This is a genomic window from Rhodobacter sp. TJ_12 (genome assembly GCF_020023995.1).
Lineage (GTDB): Bacteria > Pseudomonadota > Alphaproteobacteria > Rhodobacterales > Rhodobacteraceae > Rhodobacter.
The window spans coordinates 74371-89256 of sequence record NZ_NRRD01000004.1 but is presented as its reverse complement, the minus strand read 5'-3'; the positions used below and the strand labels follow the sequence as shown (position 1 = coordinate 89256).

Genomic DNA, 14886 nt, shown 5'->3' with positions numbered 1-14886 from the left:
CGCCCGTGCGCATCGCAATAACACGTTGGAGCGCATCTTGCAGGACGTGGCCGCCGCAGACTGCATGAGGTCACCCAGTCCAGCACAGCCCCGATTGCGCAGGAAGGCCTGGTCCAAATCCAGGCGCTCTATCGCATCGAAAAAGATCTGCGCGGCCTGCCTGCCGACCAACGGCTCGCTGCTCGGCAAGAGCGCTCAAAACCCATCATCGACGTATGCGCGCTTTGGCTTGCCCAAAGCCGTGCCCGCGTCTCAGCCAAATCACCAACCGGAGAAGCCCTGAAATACATCGCAAAATACTGGGACGGGCTGATCCTGTTCCTCGACGACGGTCGCATCGAACTGGATTCCAACCCCGTCGAGCGCACCATCCGTCCTATCGCCCTCAACCGCAAAAACGCGCTCTTCGCTGGCCATGATGCCGGGGCGCAAAATTGGGCGGTCATCGCGTCCCTGATCGAAACCTGCAAACTCAACGGGATCGAACCTCATGGCTATCTATCCGGCGTCCTGACAGCCATTGCGGGCGGGCACAAACAAGCGGATATCAAAGAGTTGCTGCCTTGGAACTACGCCAAACCCGTGTGAACGGCGCATGTCCCGCCTGCTTCAAAAGTTGGGCAAGGTGCCGGCGAGCGCGACGGATGCGGAGGCCGGGTTGCTACGTTTTGATGCCGAAGAAATTGTCACTCTCCTGCAGGATTTCGAAACGGCCATTCCGATGGCTGAGGTCGCGGATTACATCGGCGCTTCATTGTTTCAAATGCAAACCCTATATGCAGAGGGGATGATCGAGCCCCTCGTACCCCGCAACGCACGAGGTGAAGTACGCCAGGTGGTCTTCGCGCGGCGCTCTTTCGACGCTTTTCTCGTAAAACTTTCTGAACTGCCTTCGGCCGCGAACGAGAACGGTCGCGACCTTTATCCAATCAGTTATGTCTGCCAACGAGGCGCCGGGACAACAATCGAAATCTTGAGCGCGATCTTGGCAGGCCAGCTTCCTGCCTTCCGCAAACCCAAAGAACACGGGCTCGCGGCGGTGGTTTTGTCGCCATCTGAAGCTCTGGCTTATCGGACGGCCTGACAGGCGCCGAGCCTCCTCCCTGAAGTCTCTTGTTTTCGGCCCGCCTTGCGGGCCTTTTTTATGTGCGCATTGGAAAAAAGATGGGTGTCTCGGGAAGAACTTACCCTATCTACGGGAAAAACTCAGCCTGACGATCTGAAGGGGTGTCTTCATGTCATTGAATATGCTGGGTTATTTTTGAAGATTTTGAGTTTTGGGAAAAACTCAAAGTAGTTCTACAAAGCCACTGGCCCCACAAAGCCGACGCTCCAAAGCGGGGGCGGCCTGACTGGGGGAAGATCAAGGAAATTCGGGCGCCCACAGGGCGCCCTTTTGCTGCAAGCGGCGCATCCGCCGCATGATCTTGGACTGACGATTTCGGGGAAGCGGCCGGGTTGGGGCTGTTGGAGCGGGTGACGGGAATCGAACCCGTATCTCTAGCTTGGAAGGCTAGGGTCTTACCATTACACAACACCCGCGTTGGGCGGCGTGATACAACCCCAAGACGCGCCTTGCAAGGCCGTATGGGGCGTTGGTGCGATGAAGACGCGGGGCCGGGTGAAGGAGTGATTGACGGCTTTCGCGCGGTGGCTACTGTAGCGCCATGAGTTTTGCAGCCAGCCTGACCCGGCAACCGATTGCCTTCGATCCCGCCCGTGGCGCCGATGTCGCCGCGCATTATGGCGATTTTGCCCCCGAGGTGCAGAGCCTTGTGCAGGGCACGGCAGGCTGTTCGCCCTATTTGGCGGGGCTTTTGCTGCGCGAGGAAGATTGGCTCAAGGCGGCGCTTTCGGGCGATCCGCTGGCCGCTTTCGGCGCCGAGATCGCACGGTTGGACGGCGTCGCGCTTGATGCGCTGGACGTGGAATTGCGCCGCGCCAAACGCCGGGTCGCGGCGCTCGCGGCTTTGTGCGATCTGGGCGGAGCGTGGTCGCTTGAACGGGTGACATGGGCGCTGACGCTTTTGGCCGATACGGCGGTCACGCTGGCGCTGCGTCTGCTGGTGGCCGAGGAAATCCGCCGCGGCAAGCTGCCCGGCAAAACCGCGCAAGATGCCGAAACGGCGGGCGGTATGGTCGCTTTGGCGATGGGCAAGATGGGGGCGTTTGAGCTCAATTATTCCTCTGACATCGATCTGATTTGCCTGTTCGATGAAACCCAATTCGCGCCCGATGACCGGATGGAGGCGCGCGCGGCCTTTATTCGGGTGACCCGCAAGATGGCGGCGATGCTCAATGACATCACCGCCGAGGGCTATGTGTTTCGCACCGATCTGCGGCTGCGCCCCGATGCCTCTGTCACGCCGGTCTGCATTTCGATGGGGGCGGCGGAACTTTATTACGAGGCCGAGGGGCGCACCTGGGAACGGGCCGCCTATATCAAGGCGCGGCCTTGCGGTGGCGATATCGCGGCAGGAGAGCGGTTCTTGCAAACGCTTATCCCCTTCGTGTGGCGCAAGCATCTGGATTTCGCGGCGATTGAAGATGCCCATGACATGCGGCTGCGTATCCGCGCCCATAAGGGGCTGGGCGGGCGGATCGAGGTGCCGGGCCATAATATGAAGCTGGGGCAGGGCGGCATCCGCGAGATCGAGTTTTTCACCCAGACCCGGCAATTGATTGCGGGCGGGCGCGACGCGGATTTGCGCGACCGCTCTACCGTGGGCGGCTTGGCCAAGCTGGCGGTAAAAGGCTGGGTGCCTGCCGATGTGGCGCGCGAATTGACCGAACACTACCGCGAACATCGCGAGATCGAGCATCGCATTCAAATGGTCAACGATGCCCAGACCCAGTTGATGCCAAGCGCGCAAGAGGGGATCGCGCGGATCGCCTATATGATGGGCGAGGGCGATGTGGCGGCGTGGACCGCGCGTCTGAAGGAACGGCTGGAGCGGGTCGAAGAACTGACGGGCGCCTTCTTTGCCCCCGGGGCAGAGGCGCAACGCCCCGACCTGAGCGAGACCGAGGCCGCCATCGTTGAGGGTTGGCGCGCCTATCCGGCGCTGCGCTCCGAACGGGCACAGGTGATCTTTCGCCGCATCGAACCGGAGATTCTGGGCCGAATGGGGCGCGCGGCCTGCCCGGAGGAAGCACTTCGCCAGTTCGACGGTTTCTTGGCGCGGTTGCCCGCCGGGGTGCAGTTGTTTTCGCTGTTTGAGGCGAATCCGCAACTGATCGACCTGATCGTGGATATTTGCGCCACCGCACCGGGGCTGGCTGCGCATCTCAGCCGCAATGCCGGGGTTTTGGATGCGGTTTTGGGCGGCACCTTCTTTGAAGCCTGGCCGGGGCAGGCCAAGCTGCAAGAAGATCTGATCGTGGCCCTGGCGGCGGCGCCGGATTACGAACAAAAGCTGGATGCGGCGCGGCGCTGGGCCAAGGAGTTGCGGTTCCGGGTCGGCGTGCACCACCTGCGCGGGCTGGCCGATGCGGGCGAGGCCGCCAAGCAATATGCCGATATAGCCGGGGCGGCGGTGGCGGCCCTTTGGCCTGAGGTCGGCGCGGAATTCGCCCGTAAACATGGCCCCGCACCGGGGCGGGGTGCGGTTGTGGTGGGGATGGGCAGCCTTGGGGCTGAACGGCTTAACGCGGCCTCCGATCTCGATCTGATCGTGATTTATGATGCGCAGGGGGCAGAAGGGTCCGACGGGCCGAAACCCTTGGCCACGCGGCCCTATTTCGCGCGGCTGACGCAGGCCTTTATCACCGCGCTGACCGCGCCCACGCCCGAGGGCCGGTTGTATGAGGTGGATATGCGGCTGCGCCCCTCGGGGCGGCAGGGGCCGGTGGCGGTGTCGCTTGACAGTTTTCGCGCCTACCAGATGGAAGAAGCCTGGACCTGGGAGCATTTGGCGCTGACCCGGGCACGGGTCTTGGTGGGCGATACCGGCTTGGGCGCGGATGTCGAGGCGGTGCGCGCGGCGGTCTTGCAAGCCAAGGGGGCGGCGGAGAAGGTGCTGCCCGATCTGGCGCAGATGCGGGCGCGGATTTTTGCGGCCAAGGCCCCCGATGGCGCATGGGAGGCCAAGATCGGCCCGGGCCGGTTGCAAGATATCGAATTGCTGGCGCAAAGCTTTGCGCTGCGCGCGGGCGCCACGGCGCGGCGGGTGGAGGCGCAACTGCGCCTTGGGCCCCGCGAGGGCTATATCAGCAAGGAAGAGGGGGAACGGTTGGCCTCGGCCTATCGGTTTCTATGGCGGCTTCAGGCGGGGGGGCGCTTGCTGACCGACCGGCCGTTGGATATGGAAGCGATCGGCGAGGGCGGACGGGCGTTTTTGCTGCGCGAAGCCGATGCCGATCATCTGGATGCCCTTGCCGAACGGCTGGCGCGGACCACATCCGAAGTGGCGCAGATCGTTGAACGCGCGCTGGCGTAAAAAGGGAAATCCGCGATGAACCTGACCGAGGCAGATCCGAAGGGGCTGATCCGCGAAAGCTACCGGATCGAGGGGATCAGCGATGCCGAATGCCGCTCGATTTTCACCGATTGGGCGCTGAGCCTGCCGATGGGGGCCGATCAGGCCGCGGCAATGCGCACCGTGATGGCGGCCTATGCGGGCGCGCCCGATCACCCCATGACGGCTTTGTTGACCGAGGGATTGAGCCGCGCCCAGCCGAAACCGGCCCGGCGCGGTGGCCGGGCGGGGCGGGGGGCTCCTGTCTGAAACGGCGCGTTGAAAGGGGGCGCTTACCCCCTAGGGCTTAACCCTTGGCGCGTGACAGGGCGGCGGCCTCGCGCGCAAGCGCCTCGATCCCGGTCCAATTGCCGGCATTCATCATGCCAGCGGGTGCCACCCAAGAGCCACCCGCGCAAAGAACGTTCGGCAAGCTTAGGTAATCGCGGGCATTTTTCAGGCTGACCCCGCCGGTGGGGCAAAAGCTGGCTTGCGGCATCGGTGCACCAATCGCCTTAAGCGCGGGCGCCCCGCCCGAAGTGGCGGCGGGGAAGAATTTCAACATGTCATAGCCCAGTTCAAGCGCATACATCACCTCCGAGGCGGTGACGGCGCCCGGCAAAAGCGGCAGGCCTTCATCTTCGCAGGCCTTCACAAGGCTGTCGGTCAGCCCCGGTGCCACGCCAAAGCGCGCGCCTGCGGCTTTGGCCGCTTTGACATCGGCGGGGCTCAGCAAGGTGCCCGCGCCGACGATGCCGCCTTCGACATCGGCCATGGCGCGGATCGCTTCCAGCGCGCAGGGGGTGCGCAAGGTTACCTCAAGCGCGGGCAGGCCGCCGGCCACCAAAGCCTGCGCCAGCGGCGCGGCATGGGCGGTGTCAGACACCACGATCACCGGAACGATGGGGGCCATCGCGCAAATGTCGCGGGCGGCGGCGGATTGGGCGGCGGGGGTCATGGAAGCCTCCTGTCAGGTTGGGCGGGCCTAGCCCCGCAATGGGGCGGGCAGGCACGTTTGTTGCGGTCATAAAGACGCAAAAGACGCGCGGGGGGAAGTCATAGAACGCTGCTGGCGCCCGATGTCGCGGGGCCGACAGTGCGGCGGAAGGTTTCAAAAAGCTCGCGCCCCAGACCATGGCTGTTCGCGCTCAGATCGGGCTGCGCAGGGGGGCGGCTGTCAAAGCCTTCGCTGAGGCAGTCCAGTGTGCCCGCGACCGCATCCAAGCGCACGATATCGCCATCGATCAGCTTGGCAATCGGGCCCGCGCAGGTCGCCTCGGGCGAGACATGGATCGCGGCAGGCACTTTGCCCGACGCCCCCGACATCCGCCCATCGGTGACAAGCGCGACCTTCAACCCACGATCTTGCAGCACCGACAGGGTGGGGGTGAGCGAGTGCAATTCCGGCATGCCATTGGCCTGCGGGCCTTGGAACCGCACGACAACCACGGTGTCGGTGGTGAACTCCCCGGCTTTGAAGGCGGTTTTCACAGCCTCTTGGTCGTGGAACACCCGCGCGGGGGCTTCGATCACATGGCGCTCGGGCGCGACGGCGGACACTTTGATTACCCCGCGTCCCAGATTGCCCGAAAGCTGTTTCAGCCCGCCGGTGAGCGCAAAGCCTTCGGCCACCGGGCGCAGGATCTTGTCATTTTGGCTGTCTGTGGGGCCTTCGACCCATGTTAGGGCGCCGTCGATCAGCTTCGGCTCTTTGGTGTAATCGGCCATGCTGTCGCCCCAGACGGTGGCGGCATCTGCGTGCAACAGCCCCGCCCCCAGCAGATGCCGGATCAGGAATTGTAGCCCGCCCGCCGCATGGAAGGCGTTCACATCGGCCAGACCGTTCGGATAGACCTTGGCCATCAGCGGCACGACCGAGGAAATTTCGTCAAAATCTTCGAGGTCAAGCTCGATCCCGGCGGCGCGGGCCATTGCGGGCAGGTGCAGCACAAGGTTGGTGGAGCCCCCCGTCGCCATCAGCCCGACAAGCCCGTTCACAAAGGCGCGCTCATCCAGCACCCGGCCCACCGGGCGGAAGCCATTGCCAAGCGCGGTGATCTCGGCGGCGCGTTTTGCGCCCGCCACGGTCAGCGCTTGGCGCAGATCGGTGCCCGGGTTCACAAAGCTCGACCCCGGCAGATGCAGCCCCATGAATTCCATCAGCATCTGGTTGGTATTGGCAGTGCCGTAAAAGGTGCAGGTGCCCGGCGCGTGATACGAGGCCATCTCGGCTTCCATCAGCTTATCGCGCCCCACCTCGCCGGTGGCGAATTGCTGGCGCACCTTCGCCTTTTCGTCATTGGGCAGCCCCGCAGGCATCGGCCCGGCAGGCAGGAACACCGCCGGAATATGCCCAAAGGTGGCCGCGGCCATGACCAGCCCCGGCACGATCTTGTCGCAAATGCCGAGGTAAAGCGCCGCGTCGAAGGTGTTGTGGGACAGCGCGACACCGGCGGCCAGTGCGATCACATCGCGCGAAAACAAGCTCAGTTCCATCCCCGGCTGGCCTTGGGTGACGCCGTCGCACATCGCCGGCACGCCGCCCGCCACCTGCGCGGTGGCGCCAATGTCGCGCAACGCCGCTTTGATCTGGGCCGGGTAATCGCCATAGGGCGCATGGGCGGACAGCATATCGTTATAGGCGGTGACGATCCCCACATTGGGCGCGCGCCCCTTGGCCAGCGCCTCCTGATCGCTGCCCATTGCCGCATAGGCATGGGCTTGGTTGCCACAGGTCAGATGCGCGCGGGCGGGGCCTGCGGCGGCGGCGGCATCGATGCGGGCCAGATAATCGGCGCGGCGCGCGGCCGAGCGGGCGCGAATGCGCGCGGTCACCCGCGCAAGCGTGGGATCAAGCGGCGGCAGGGTATCGGTCTGGGTCATCGTATCATCCGGTTGGCGTGTCGACGGGGCGACCGCAACGGGCGTGCGGTGCGCCTCTATTCTGGGGGCTTTGAGCCTCCGGGGCGACTCTTGTCTTTTATCTATATCGTTAGCGCTAACAAATCAAGCGCTTGTGCGTGCTGCGCTCTTGGCGTGCGGCGCGCAGGCACGTGTCGGGCATGGAAATACACGATTTGAATCAAGGTTTCGCCATAGTTGTTTTGGAGATTATATTTTAGCAGAAGCGCAGCCTATCGCCTGTATCCGTCTTTTCATACCTGTGCGGACACAGCAGGCGCGGGCGTGCCGCCGTCCGGCGGGGCTTTCGAAATTTGCCAAGGCAAGCTACAGGGGGCGGGAACGCCCCCTCTTTTTGTGTAAAGGCCGCCTTTCCATGACCGATCTTGCGACCGATCCTGCCGCGCCGAAGCCCCGCCCCGTTGTGCGGTTGCGCCCCAAGGCGGAGGCGCGCGCCATTCGCCACGGCTTTCCTTGGGTCTATGGCGATGAATTGGTGACTGACCGGCGCACGCAGGCGCTGGCGCCGGGCACGATTGCCACGCTGGAAGATGCTGAGCGGCGGCCGATGGCGACGGTGACGGTCAATCCGAAATCGAAGATCATTGCGCGGGTGCTGGATCGCGACGCCGAGGCGGTGATTGATCGCGGTTGGATCGCGGCGCGACTGGCGCGCGCGCTGGCCTTGCGGGCGCGGCTTTTTGAGGCGCCGTTTTACCGGCTGGTGCATGCTGAAGCCGATGGCTTGCCCGGTGTCATCATCGACCGCTTTGGCGATGTGGCGGTGGTGCAGCCCAATGCAGCTTGGGCCGAGACGATGCTTGATGAACTGGTCGCTGCCTTGGTCGAGGTCACTGGCGTGCAGACGGTGGTGAAGAACGGCTCGGGTCGGGCGCGCGGGCTTGAAGGTCTGCCCGAGGAAACGCGTGTGATGACCGGTGCCGTCACCGCCCCGGTGCCGGTGCAGATGAATGGGGCAACCTATTTGGCCGATCTTTTGGGCGGGCAGAAAACAGGGTTGTTCTATGACCAGCGGCCCAATCATGCCTTTGCCGCGCGACTGGCGCCGGGGACGCGGGTGCTGGATGTGTTTTCGCATGTGGGGGGCTTTGCGCTTGCCTGTTTGGCCGGTGGGGCTGAAAGCGCGCTGTCGGTCGATGCCTCGGCGGCGGCGCTTGATCTGGCCACGCGGGGCGCCGAGGCGATGGGGCTGGGCGCGCGTTTTGCCACCCGGCAGGGCGATGCCTTTGCCACGCTGGAAGCGCTGGCCCGCGAAGGCGCGCAATTCGATCTGGTGATCTGTGACCCGCCCGCCTTTGCCCCCGCCAAGCCTGCGCTGGAGGCGGGGCTGCGCGCCTATGAACGGATCGCCCGCTTGGCCGCGCCCTTGGTCGCGCCGGGGGGCTATATCGTTTTGTGCTCGTGTTCGCATGCTGCCGATCTGGCACAATTCCGCAATGCTTCCGCGCGCGGGCTGGGCCGCGGCGGTCGGCGCGCACAGCTTTTGCACACGGGCTTTGCCGGGCCCGATCACCCGATGCTGCCGCAATTGGCCGAATCGGGCTATCTGAAATCCTTGTTCTTCCGGCTCGATTGATGCGCGCTGCCCCACAAAAAGCGCTGCTGGATGCTTGTGTGCTTTACCCAACGGTGATGCGCGAGATTTTGATCGGCTGCGCGGCGCAGGGGCTTTACCAGCCGCTATGGTCGGAGCGGATCTTAGAGGAATGGGCGCGGGCCGCGGCGCGCCTTTCTGCGGGCGATGAGGCGGTCGCACGCGGCGAGATTGCGGCGCTGAAGGCGCGCTTTCCCAAGGCCAGCATCGCGCCCCGCCCGGGGCTGGAGGCGCGCCTGCATCTGCCCGATGAAAACGACATCCATGTTCTGGCCGCCGCCATCGCTGGCGGGGCCGATGCGATCGTGACGCAAAACCGGTCGGATTTTCCGCGCGGCACCTTGGCCGCCGAAGGGCTCGACCGGCTCGATGTCGATGCGTTTTTGCTCGCGCTTCTAGCGGATGCCCCAGATATCGTGGCGCAGGTGGTCGAAGCGGTGCGGGTTCGGGCCGAAGCGCTTTCGGGGCAACCGCAGCCGCTGCGCGCGCTGCTCAAACGCGCGCGTCTTTATCGCATCGCCAAGGCGCTTCAGGCCCTTTGATTGCTTTCCTTTACGTCAAAGGACTTTGCGTTCCCCGAACGCCGGGCTAGACTTGAACAAAGCGCCAAGGTAGACAGGTTATTTGTTACCGCTAACATCTGGCGCCAGCCGCGAGGAGGGGCCAGTCGTGCCAAGAATCGGAGCAAGCCCCATGGTGTCGCGTGTTATCCCTGTGGACCCTTTTGATCTCGTGATCTTCGGAGCGACGGGCGATCTTGCCCAACGCAAGATCTTGCCCGGGCTCTATCGCCGCTTTCATGCCGGGCAGATGCCGCAAGGCGCGCGCATCATCGGCGCGGCGCGCTCGGCCATGGATGGCGCGGCTTTCCGCGAACAGGTCCGCGCGGCGATTGGCCAATTCGTTGATGCGACGAAGCGCGACGATGGCGATATCGACACCTTCCTTGAGTGTATCGATTACGTTCCCGTCGATGCCACGGGCGAGGGCGGCTGGTCGGAGCTAAAGGCAAAGGTGCAGCCCGGCCGCGTGCATGCATTCTATTTCTCGGTCGCGCCCTCGCTGTTTGGGGCCTTGGCCGAACGGCTGCATGACCATGGCATCGCCGATAGCGAGGCCAGGATCGTGGTGGAAAAACCCTTTGGGCGCGATCTGGCTTCCGCCAAGGCGCTGAATGCAACGCTGGCCGAACACTTCGAAGAAAGCCAGATCTACCGGATCGATCACTATCTGGGCAAGGAAACGGTGCAAAACCTGATGGCGGTGCGCTTCGCCAATATCCTGTTCGAGCCGTTGTGGAACGCCCAATACATTGATCATGTGCAGATCACCGTGTCGGAAACGGTCGGCGTCGGCGGGCGCGGGGCTTATTATGACAAATCCGGCGCGATGCGCGACATGGTGCAAAACCACCTGATGCAGCTATTGTGCCTGATCGCGATGGAGCCGCCCTATCACTTTGACCCGGATGCGGTGCGCGACGAAAAGGTGAAGGTGATCCGTGCCTTGCAGCCCGTCCCGGCCAGCGACATCGTGCGCGGGCAATATGCGGGCGTGAAGGCAAACGACACGCGCGCCGCCCAGCCCGGCTATCTGCAAGATGCCGAAAACCCCGACAGTCGCACCGAAAGCTATATCGCGCTGAAAGTGCAGATCGCGAACTGGCGCTGGCAGGGCACGCCCTTCTATCTGCGCACCGGCAAGAAATTGCGCGGTCGCGCCTCGGAAATTGCCATCACCTTCAAGGCGCCGCCGCATTCGATCTTTGATGAAGACGAGGCCAGCTGGCGCGAAAACGTGCTGGTGATCCGGTTGCAACCTGACGAGGGGATGAACCTCAAGGTGATGATCAAGGAACCGGGGCCGGGGGGCATGCGTCTGGTGCAGGTGCCGCTCGATATGTCTTTTGCCGAAGCGCTGGGCGAGGAGGGGGCCGATATTCCAGATGCCTATGAGCGGCTGATCATGGATGTGATCCGGGGCAACCAGACGCTGTTCATGCGCGGCGACGAGGTAGAGGCCGCCTGGGCTTGGACCGATCCAATCATCGCAGGCTGGGAAGCGCGCGGTGACAAGCCCCGGCCTTATGATGCGGGCTCGTCCGGGCCGGAAGACGCCTTGATGCTGATGCACCGCGACGGGCGCCGCTGGCGGGAGATTCGGGAATGAAATTCGTCGACTACCCCGACCGCGAAATGCTGATGGTGGCGCTGTCGGACAAGATCGCCAGCCAGTTGCGCCGCGCGCTAGAGGTGCAAGATCGGGTCACGCTCTGCGTGCCCGGCGGCACCACGCCGGGGCCGATCTTCGATGTGCTATCGGATCTCGAACTGGATTGGGCGCGGGTCGATGTGCTGCTCAATGACGAACGCTGGGTTGATGAAACCAGCCCGCGCTCGAATACCGCGCTGTTGCGTGCCCGGCTGTTGCAAGGCCGCGCCGCGGCGGCACGGCTGGTGCCGCTTTACGCCCCGGCCCCGCAGCCCGAAGACCGGTTGGAAGAACTGTCCGAGGGGGTGCGCGCGGTGTTGCCGCTGACCGTGCTGCTTTTGGGAATGGGGGCGGATATGCATACCGCCTCGCTGTTTCCGGGCGCGGATAAGCTGGCCGAGGCGCTGGATGAGGATGCGCCGCCGGTCATGGCCTTGCGCGCCGAAGCGGCGGGCGAGCCGCGTATCACGCTGAGCGCGCCGGTTTTGCGCGCCGCGATGCATTGCCATATATTGATCACCGGGGCGGGGAAGCGTGCCGCCCTTGAACGTGCCGCGAGGCTGCCCGAAGATCAGGCGCCAGTGCGCACGATGCTGCCATTCGCAACGATCCATTGGGCCCCATGATGAACCGTTTTGATGCACTCCTAAGCCATGCTGCGACCGTGAAGGACCGGCATATTCTTGATCTTTTTGCCGCTGATCCTACGCGGGCCGAGACATTTTCGGCCGAGGCCGGGCCGTTTCTCTTTGACTATTCCAAGACCAATATCGACAGTGAGGCCCGCGCGCTTTTGCTGGAACTGGCCGAAAAGACCGAGGTTGCCGCGCGCCGCGATGCGATGTTTGCGGGCGCCAAGATCAATGAAACCGAGGGGCGCGCGGTGCTGCACACCGCTTGGCGCAGCCCCGAAGACAGCATTTTGGTCGATGGCACCAATGTGATGCCTGCGCTGCGGGCAACGCTGGCGCGGATGCAGGAATTTTCCAATGCGCTGCGCGAGGCGCGCTATACCGGGCAAGGCGGGCCGATCACCGATGTGGTCAATATCGGCATTGGCGGGTCCGACCTTGGCCCGGCGATGGCGGCGATGGCATGCTCCGCGTTCGCCTCTGGGCCGCGGTTGCATTTCGTCTCCAATGTCGATGGGGCGCATATCCATGATGTGCTGGCCGATCTGAACCCGGAAACGACGCTGGTGATCGTGGCCTCCAAGACCTTCACCACGATCGAGACGATGACCAATGCCGAAACCGCGCGGCGCTGGATGGCCGAGGTGGTCAAAGACCCGGCCAAGCAATTCGCGGCGATTTCCTCGGCCACCGACAAGACCGCCGATTTCGGCATCCCGCCCGAGCGGGTCTTTGGCTTTGAGGATTGGGTCGGCGGGCGCTATTCGGTCTGGTCACCGATCGGGCTGAGCCTGATGATCGGCATCGGGCCCGAGATGTTCGCGCGCTTTCATGCGGGTGCTGCGGCGATGGATGCGCATTTCCGCACCGCGCCTTTCGCGCGCAACCTGCCGGTGCTTTTGGCGCTGGTGGGTCTTTGGCACAATCAGGTGCTGGGCTATGCCACCCGCGCGGTGCTGCCCTATGAACAGCGCTTGGCCCGCTTGCCCGCCTATCTGCAACAGCTAGAGATGGAAAGTAACGGCAAGCGCGTGGCGATGGATGGCACCGATCTGCCCTATCATTCGGGCCCGGTGGTCTGGGGCGAGCCCGGCACCAATGGCCAGCACGCCTTTTACCAGCTAATCCACCAAGGCACGCGGGTGATCCCGTGCGAATTCATCGTCACGGCGAATGGGATGGAGCCTGATCTGGACCATCAGCATCTGTTGCTAATGGCCAATTGTCTGGCGCAATCCGAGGCGCTGCTGCGCGGCCGCTCGTTGCAAGAGGCCGCCGGGCTGATGAGCGCGCGCGGGCTGGAGGGCGCAGAGCTAGAGCGTCAGGCGCGGCATCGGGTGTTCCCGGGCAATCGGCCTTCCACTACGCTGATGTTTGATCAGTTGACGCCGGAAACCTTGGGCGGGTTGATCGCGCTTTATGAACACCGGGTCTTTGTCGAAGGCGTGGTGCTGGGGATCAACAGTTTTGACCAATGGGGCGTGGAACTGGGCAAAGAGCTTGCCCTGGCCCTTGCGCCGGTGCTTGATGGCCGCTCCGACGGGGCGGGCAAGGATGGCTCCACCCAGATGCTGGCCAAGCGCATCCGTGCCTTGCGGAACTGAGGTTGAGCGGGACCCGGTATTCTTGGGGCGATGGCCCGCAGGCCTTGCCTTGCGTGCGGGCGGCCCCGACTGCCGGGTGGGCGCCCTGTTTGTAGTGGCCCCTTTCTGGTGCACCACATCTTAACGGGGATCTGCGCGCAACGCGGGTAAAGCGCCCGCCCGAGGGGATGTTGGGCGCTGCCCGGGCCGCTGCGCGGCTATTACGGGCCGGGCCCTTGCGATGCGTTTTAGCGGGTGTCCTTGGGCCGCAGCGCGAGCCAGATCAGCGCCGCGCCCGCCAGCGTCAGGAACGGCAGCATCGCCAGGTTCACCGCCTGCCAGCCCGCCGTGCTATCCCCCGCAGAGGAACAATTCATCAGCCCGCCCGAAGAAAGCGAGGCCAAAAACACCCCGCCAAAGACGACAAAATCGTTCATCCCCTGCACATGGCCGCGTTCTTCGGGGCTATGCGCCGCGCTAAGCATCGCGGTGGAGCCAATGAAGCCAAAGTTCCAGCCAAGCCCTAGCAAGATCAGCGCCAGATAAAACTGCTCAAGGTTCACCCCGGTCAGCGCCACCGCGCCCGATACAGCCAGAATGAACATGCCAATGCCCACGATCACCTCGCGCCCGAAACGCGCGATCAGATGGCCGGTGACGAACGAGGGCAGATACATCGCCATCACATGGGCAGAAACGATATTGGCGGCATCGGTCGTGTCATGGCCACAGCCCACCACGGCCAGCGGGGTCGAGGTCATCACAAGGTTCATCAGCGCGTAAGAGACCATACCGCAAATCATCGCCACGGCAATTTGCGGATCGCGCAGCAGTTGCAGCCGCGTGCGCCCGCCATGATGCGCGCCTTTGACCCGCCGCCCCGGCGCGGGAATGCGCAAAAAGGCAAACAGGATCGGCCCCAAGACATTGATGCCGATGATCGCAAGATAGGTGGCCAGAAACGGCACCACCATCGCCTGCGCCGTCACCTTGACCAGTTGCGGGCCAATGATCGCGGCGGCAAGCCCCCCGGCCAAGACCCATGAAATCGCTTTCGATTGCGACTCAATCGGCAGGCCATCGGTCACCGCAAAGCGGTAAAACCCCTGTGCCGACATATAGATACCGGTAAAGGCCCCGCCCAGACAGAACAGCGCGAAAGATCCGGTTTGCAAGGCATAGGCGGAAATTGCCGCGCCCACGGCCCCGGCAAATGTCGCCAGAATAAACCCCGCGCGCCGCCCAAAGGCCGCCATGAATTCCGACATCGGCTGCGCGGTCAGCACCGAGCCCAGCACGATCAGCGACAAGGGCAGTGTCGCCCAGCACGGATCGGGTGTCAGCGACGCGCCGGCCAGCCCACCCACGGTGAAGATCATCGACATCTGCGCGCCCAAAAGCGCTTGCGCGGCCACCAAAACCACGGTGTTGCGCCGGGCATGCGGCGCGGCAGGGGGCAAAAGGCCAGATGTATCTTTCATGGGGTC

General features: G+C 63.9%; 11 protein-coding genes, 1 tRNA gene and 1 pseudogene. 9 read left to right on the top strand and 4 right to left on the bottom strand.

The genetic code is table 11. From position 1 onward, the window contains the following. Positions 1–30: 30 nt before the first annotated feature. Together CKO11_RS05235 and CKO11_RS05230 are read left to right on the top strand one after the other, a co-directional pair. Positions 31–588 (top strand): annotated as a pseudogene (locus CKO11_RS05235) (IS66 family transposase); the annotation flags it as partial. Between the two features lie 7 nt (positions 589–595). Further along, positions 596–1084 carry a hypothetical protein gene (locus CKO11_RS05230; RefSeq protein ID WP_223633792.1) on the top strand — a complete coding sequence of 163 codons (489 nt, stop codon included), beginning with the start codon at positions 596–598 and terminating at the stop codon, positions 1082–1084. Between the two features lie 384 nt (positions 1085–1468). Here the strand turns inward: CKO11_RS05230 and CKO11_RS05225 are convergent. Further along, positions 1469–1542: transfer RNA gene (locus CKO11_RS05225), tRNA-Gly, on the bottom strand. A 125-nt stretch (positions 1543–1667) separates the two neighbouring features. On the opposite strand from CKO11_RS05225, the gene CKO11_RS05220 reads away from it, so the two are divergent. Both CKO11_RS05220 and CKO11_RS05215 read left to right on the top strand, forming a co-directional pair. Next, positions 1668–4439 (top strand): glutamine-synthetase adenylyltransferase, encoded by a 2772-nt coding sequence (locus CKO11_RS05220; RefSeq protein WP_223633789.1) that lies wholly within the window; start codon positions 1668–1670, stop codon positions 4437–4439. A gap of 15 nt (positions 4440–4454) precedes the next feature. Further along, positions 4455–4727, top strand: coding sequence for a hypothetical protein (locus CKO11_RS05215; protein ID WP_223633787.1), 273 nt, complete (start codon positions 4455–4457; stop codon positions 4725–4727). Positions 4728–4764: 37 nt separating this feature from the next. On the opposite strand, the gene eda is transcribed toward CKO11_RS05215, so the two are convergent. Further along, on the bottom strand, positions 4765–5415 hold the full coding sequence (eda, locus tag CKO11_RS05210; protein WP_223633784.1) for a bifunctional 4-hydroxy-2-oxoglutarate aldolase/2-dehydro-3-deoxy-phosphogluconate aldolase: 651 nt from the start codon (positions 5413–5415) through the stop codon (positions 4765–4767). A 98-nt stretch (positions 5416–5513) separates the two neighbouring features. Continuing rightward, a complete protein-coding gene (gene edd, locus CKO11_RS05205) occupies positions 5514–7340 on the bottom strand; it encodes a phosphogluconate dehydratase (RefSeq protein ID WP_223633779.1) in 1827 nt (608 codons plus the stop codon). Positions 7341–7734: 394 nt separating this feature from the next. Here edd and CKO11_RS05200 point away from each other — a divergent pair, with 394 nt between their 5' ends. The 5 genes from CKO11_RS05200 to pgi all read left to right on the top strand — a co-directional run bounded on the left by CKO11_RS05200 (position 7735) and on the right by pgi (position 13420). After that, a complete protein-coding gene (locus tag CKO11_RS05200; RefSeq protein WP_223633777.1) occupies positions 7735–8955 on the top strand; it encodes an RSP_2647 family RNA methyltransferase in 1221 nt (406 codons plus the stop codon). Further along, complete coding sequence (locus CKO11_RS05195) at positions 8955–9515, top strand: RSP_2648 family PIN domain-containing protein (protein ID WP_223633775.1); 561 nt, start codon at positions 8955–8957, stop codon at positions 9513–9515. Before CKO11_RS05200 ends, CKO11_RS05195 begins: the two co-directional genes overlap by 1 nt. Before the next feature lie 151 nt (positions 9516–9666). Beyond that, positions 9667–11142 (top strand): glucose-6-phosphate dehydrogenase, encoded by a 1476-nt coding sequence (gene zwf, locus CKO11_RS05190; RefSeq protein WP_223633771.1) that lies wholly within the window; start codon positions 9667–9669, stop codon positions 11140–11142. Continuing rightward, positions 11139–11810, top strand: a complete 672-nt coding sequence (pgl, locus tag CKO11_RS05185; RefSeq protein ID WP_223633768.1) for a 6-phosphogluconolactonase — start codon at positions 11139–11141, stop codon at positions 11808–11810. Before zwf ends, pgl begins: the two co-directional genes overlap by 4 nt. Further along, a complete protein-coding gene (pgi, locus tag CKO11_RS05180; RefSeq protein WP_223633765.1) occupies positions 11807–13420 on the top strand; it encodes a glucose-6-phosphate isomerase in 1614 nt (537 codons plus the stop codon). Before pgl ends, pgi begins: the two co-directional genes overlap by 4 nt. A 227-nt stretch (positions 13421–13647) precedes the next feature. On the opposite strand, the gene CKO11_RS05175 is transcribed toward pgi, so the two are convergent. Beyond that, positions 13648–14880, bottom strand: a complete 1233-nt coding sequence (locus CKO11_RS05175; RefSeq protein WP_223633762.1) for an MFS transporter — start codon at positions 14878–14880, stop codon at positions 13648–13650. Between the last annotated feature and the right edge of the window lie 6 nt (positions 14881–14886).

Bases quoted from the DNA above. Each gene is read 5' to 3' on its own strand.
- zwf (WP_223633771.1), top strand. From the start codon at position 9,667: ATGGTGTCGCGTGTTATCCCTGTGGACCCTTTTGATCTCGTGATCTTC.
- eda (WP_223633784.1), bottom strand. From the start codon at position 5,415: ATGACCCCCGCCGCCCAATCCGCCGCCGCCCGCGACATTTGCGCGATG.
- edd (WP_223633779.1), bottom strand. From the start codon at position 7,340: ATGACCCAGACCGATACCCTGCCGCCGCTTGATCCCACGCTTGCGCGG.
- CKO11_RS05195 (WP_223633775.1), top strand. From the start codon at position 8,955: ATGCGCGCTGCCCCACAAAAAGCGCTGCTGGATGCTTGTGTGCTTTAC.
- CKO11_RS05215 (WP_223633787.1), top strand. From the start codon at position 4,455: ATGAACCTGACCGAGGCAGATCCGAAGGGGCTGATCCGCGAAAGCTAC.
- pgl (WP_223633768.1), top strand. From the start codon at position 11,139: ATGAAATTCGTCGACTACCCCGACCGCGAAATGCTGATGGTGGCGCTG.
- CKO11_RS05175 (WP_223633762.1), bottom strand. From the start codon at position 14,880: ATGAAAGATACATCTGGCCTTTTGCCCCCTGCCGCGCCGCATGCCCGG.
- CKO11_RS05220 (WP_223633789.1), top strand. From the start codon at position 1,668: ATGAGTTTTGCAGCCAGCCTGACCCGGCAACCGATTGCCTTCGATCCC.
- pgi (WP_223633765.1), top strand. From the start codon at position 11,807: ATGATGAACCGTTTTGATGCACTCCTAAGCCATGCTGCGACCGTGAAG.
- CKO11_RS05230 (WP_223633792.1), top strand. From the start codon at position 596: ATGTCCCGCCTGCTTCAAAAGTTGGGCAAGGTGCCGGCGAGCGCGACG.
- CKO11_RS05200 (WP_223633777.1), top strand. From the start codon at position 7,735: ATGACCGATCTTGCGACCGATCCTGCCGCGCCGAAGCCCCGCCCCGTT.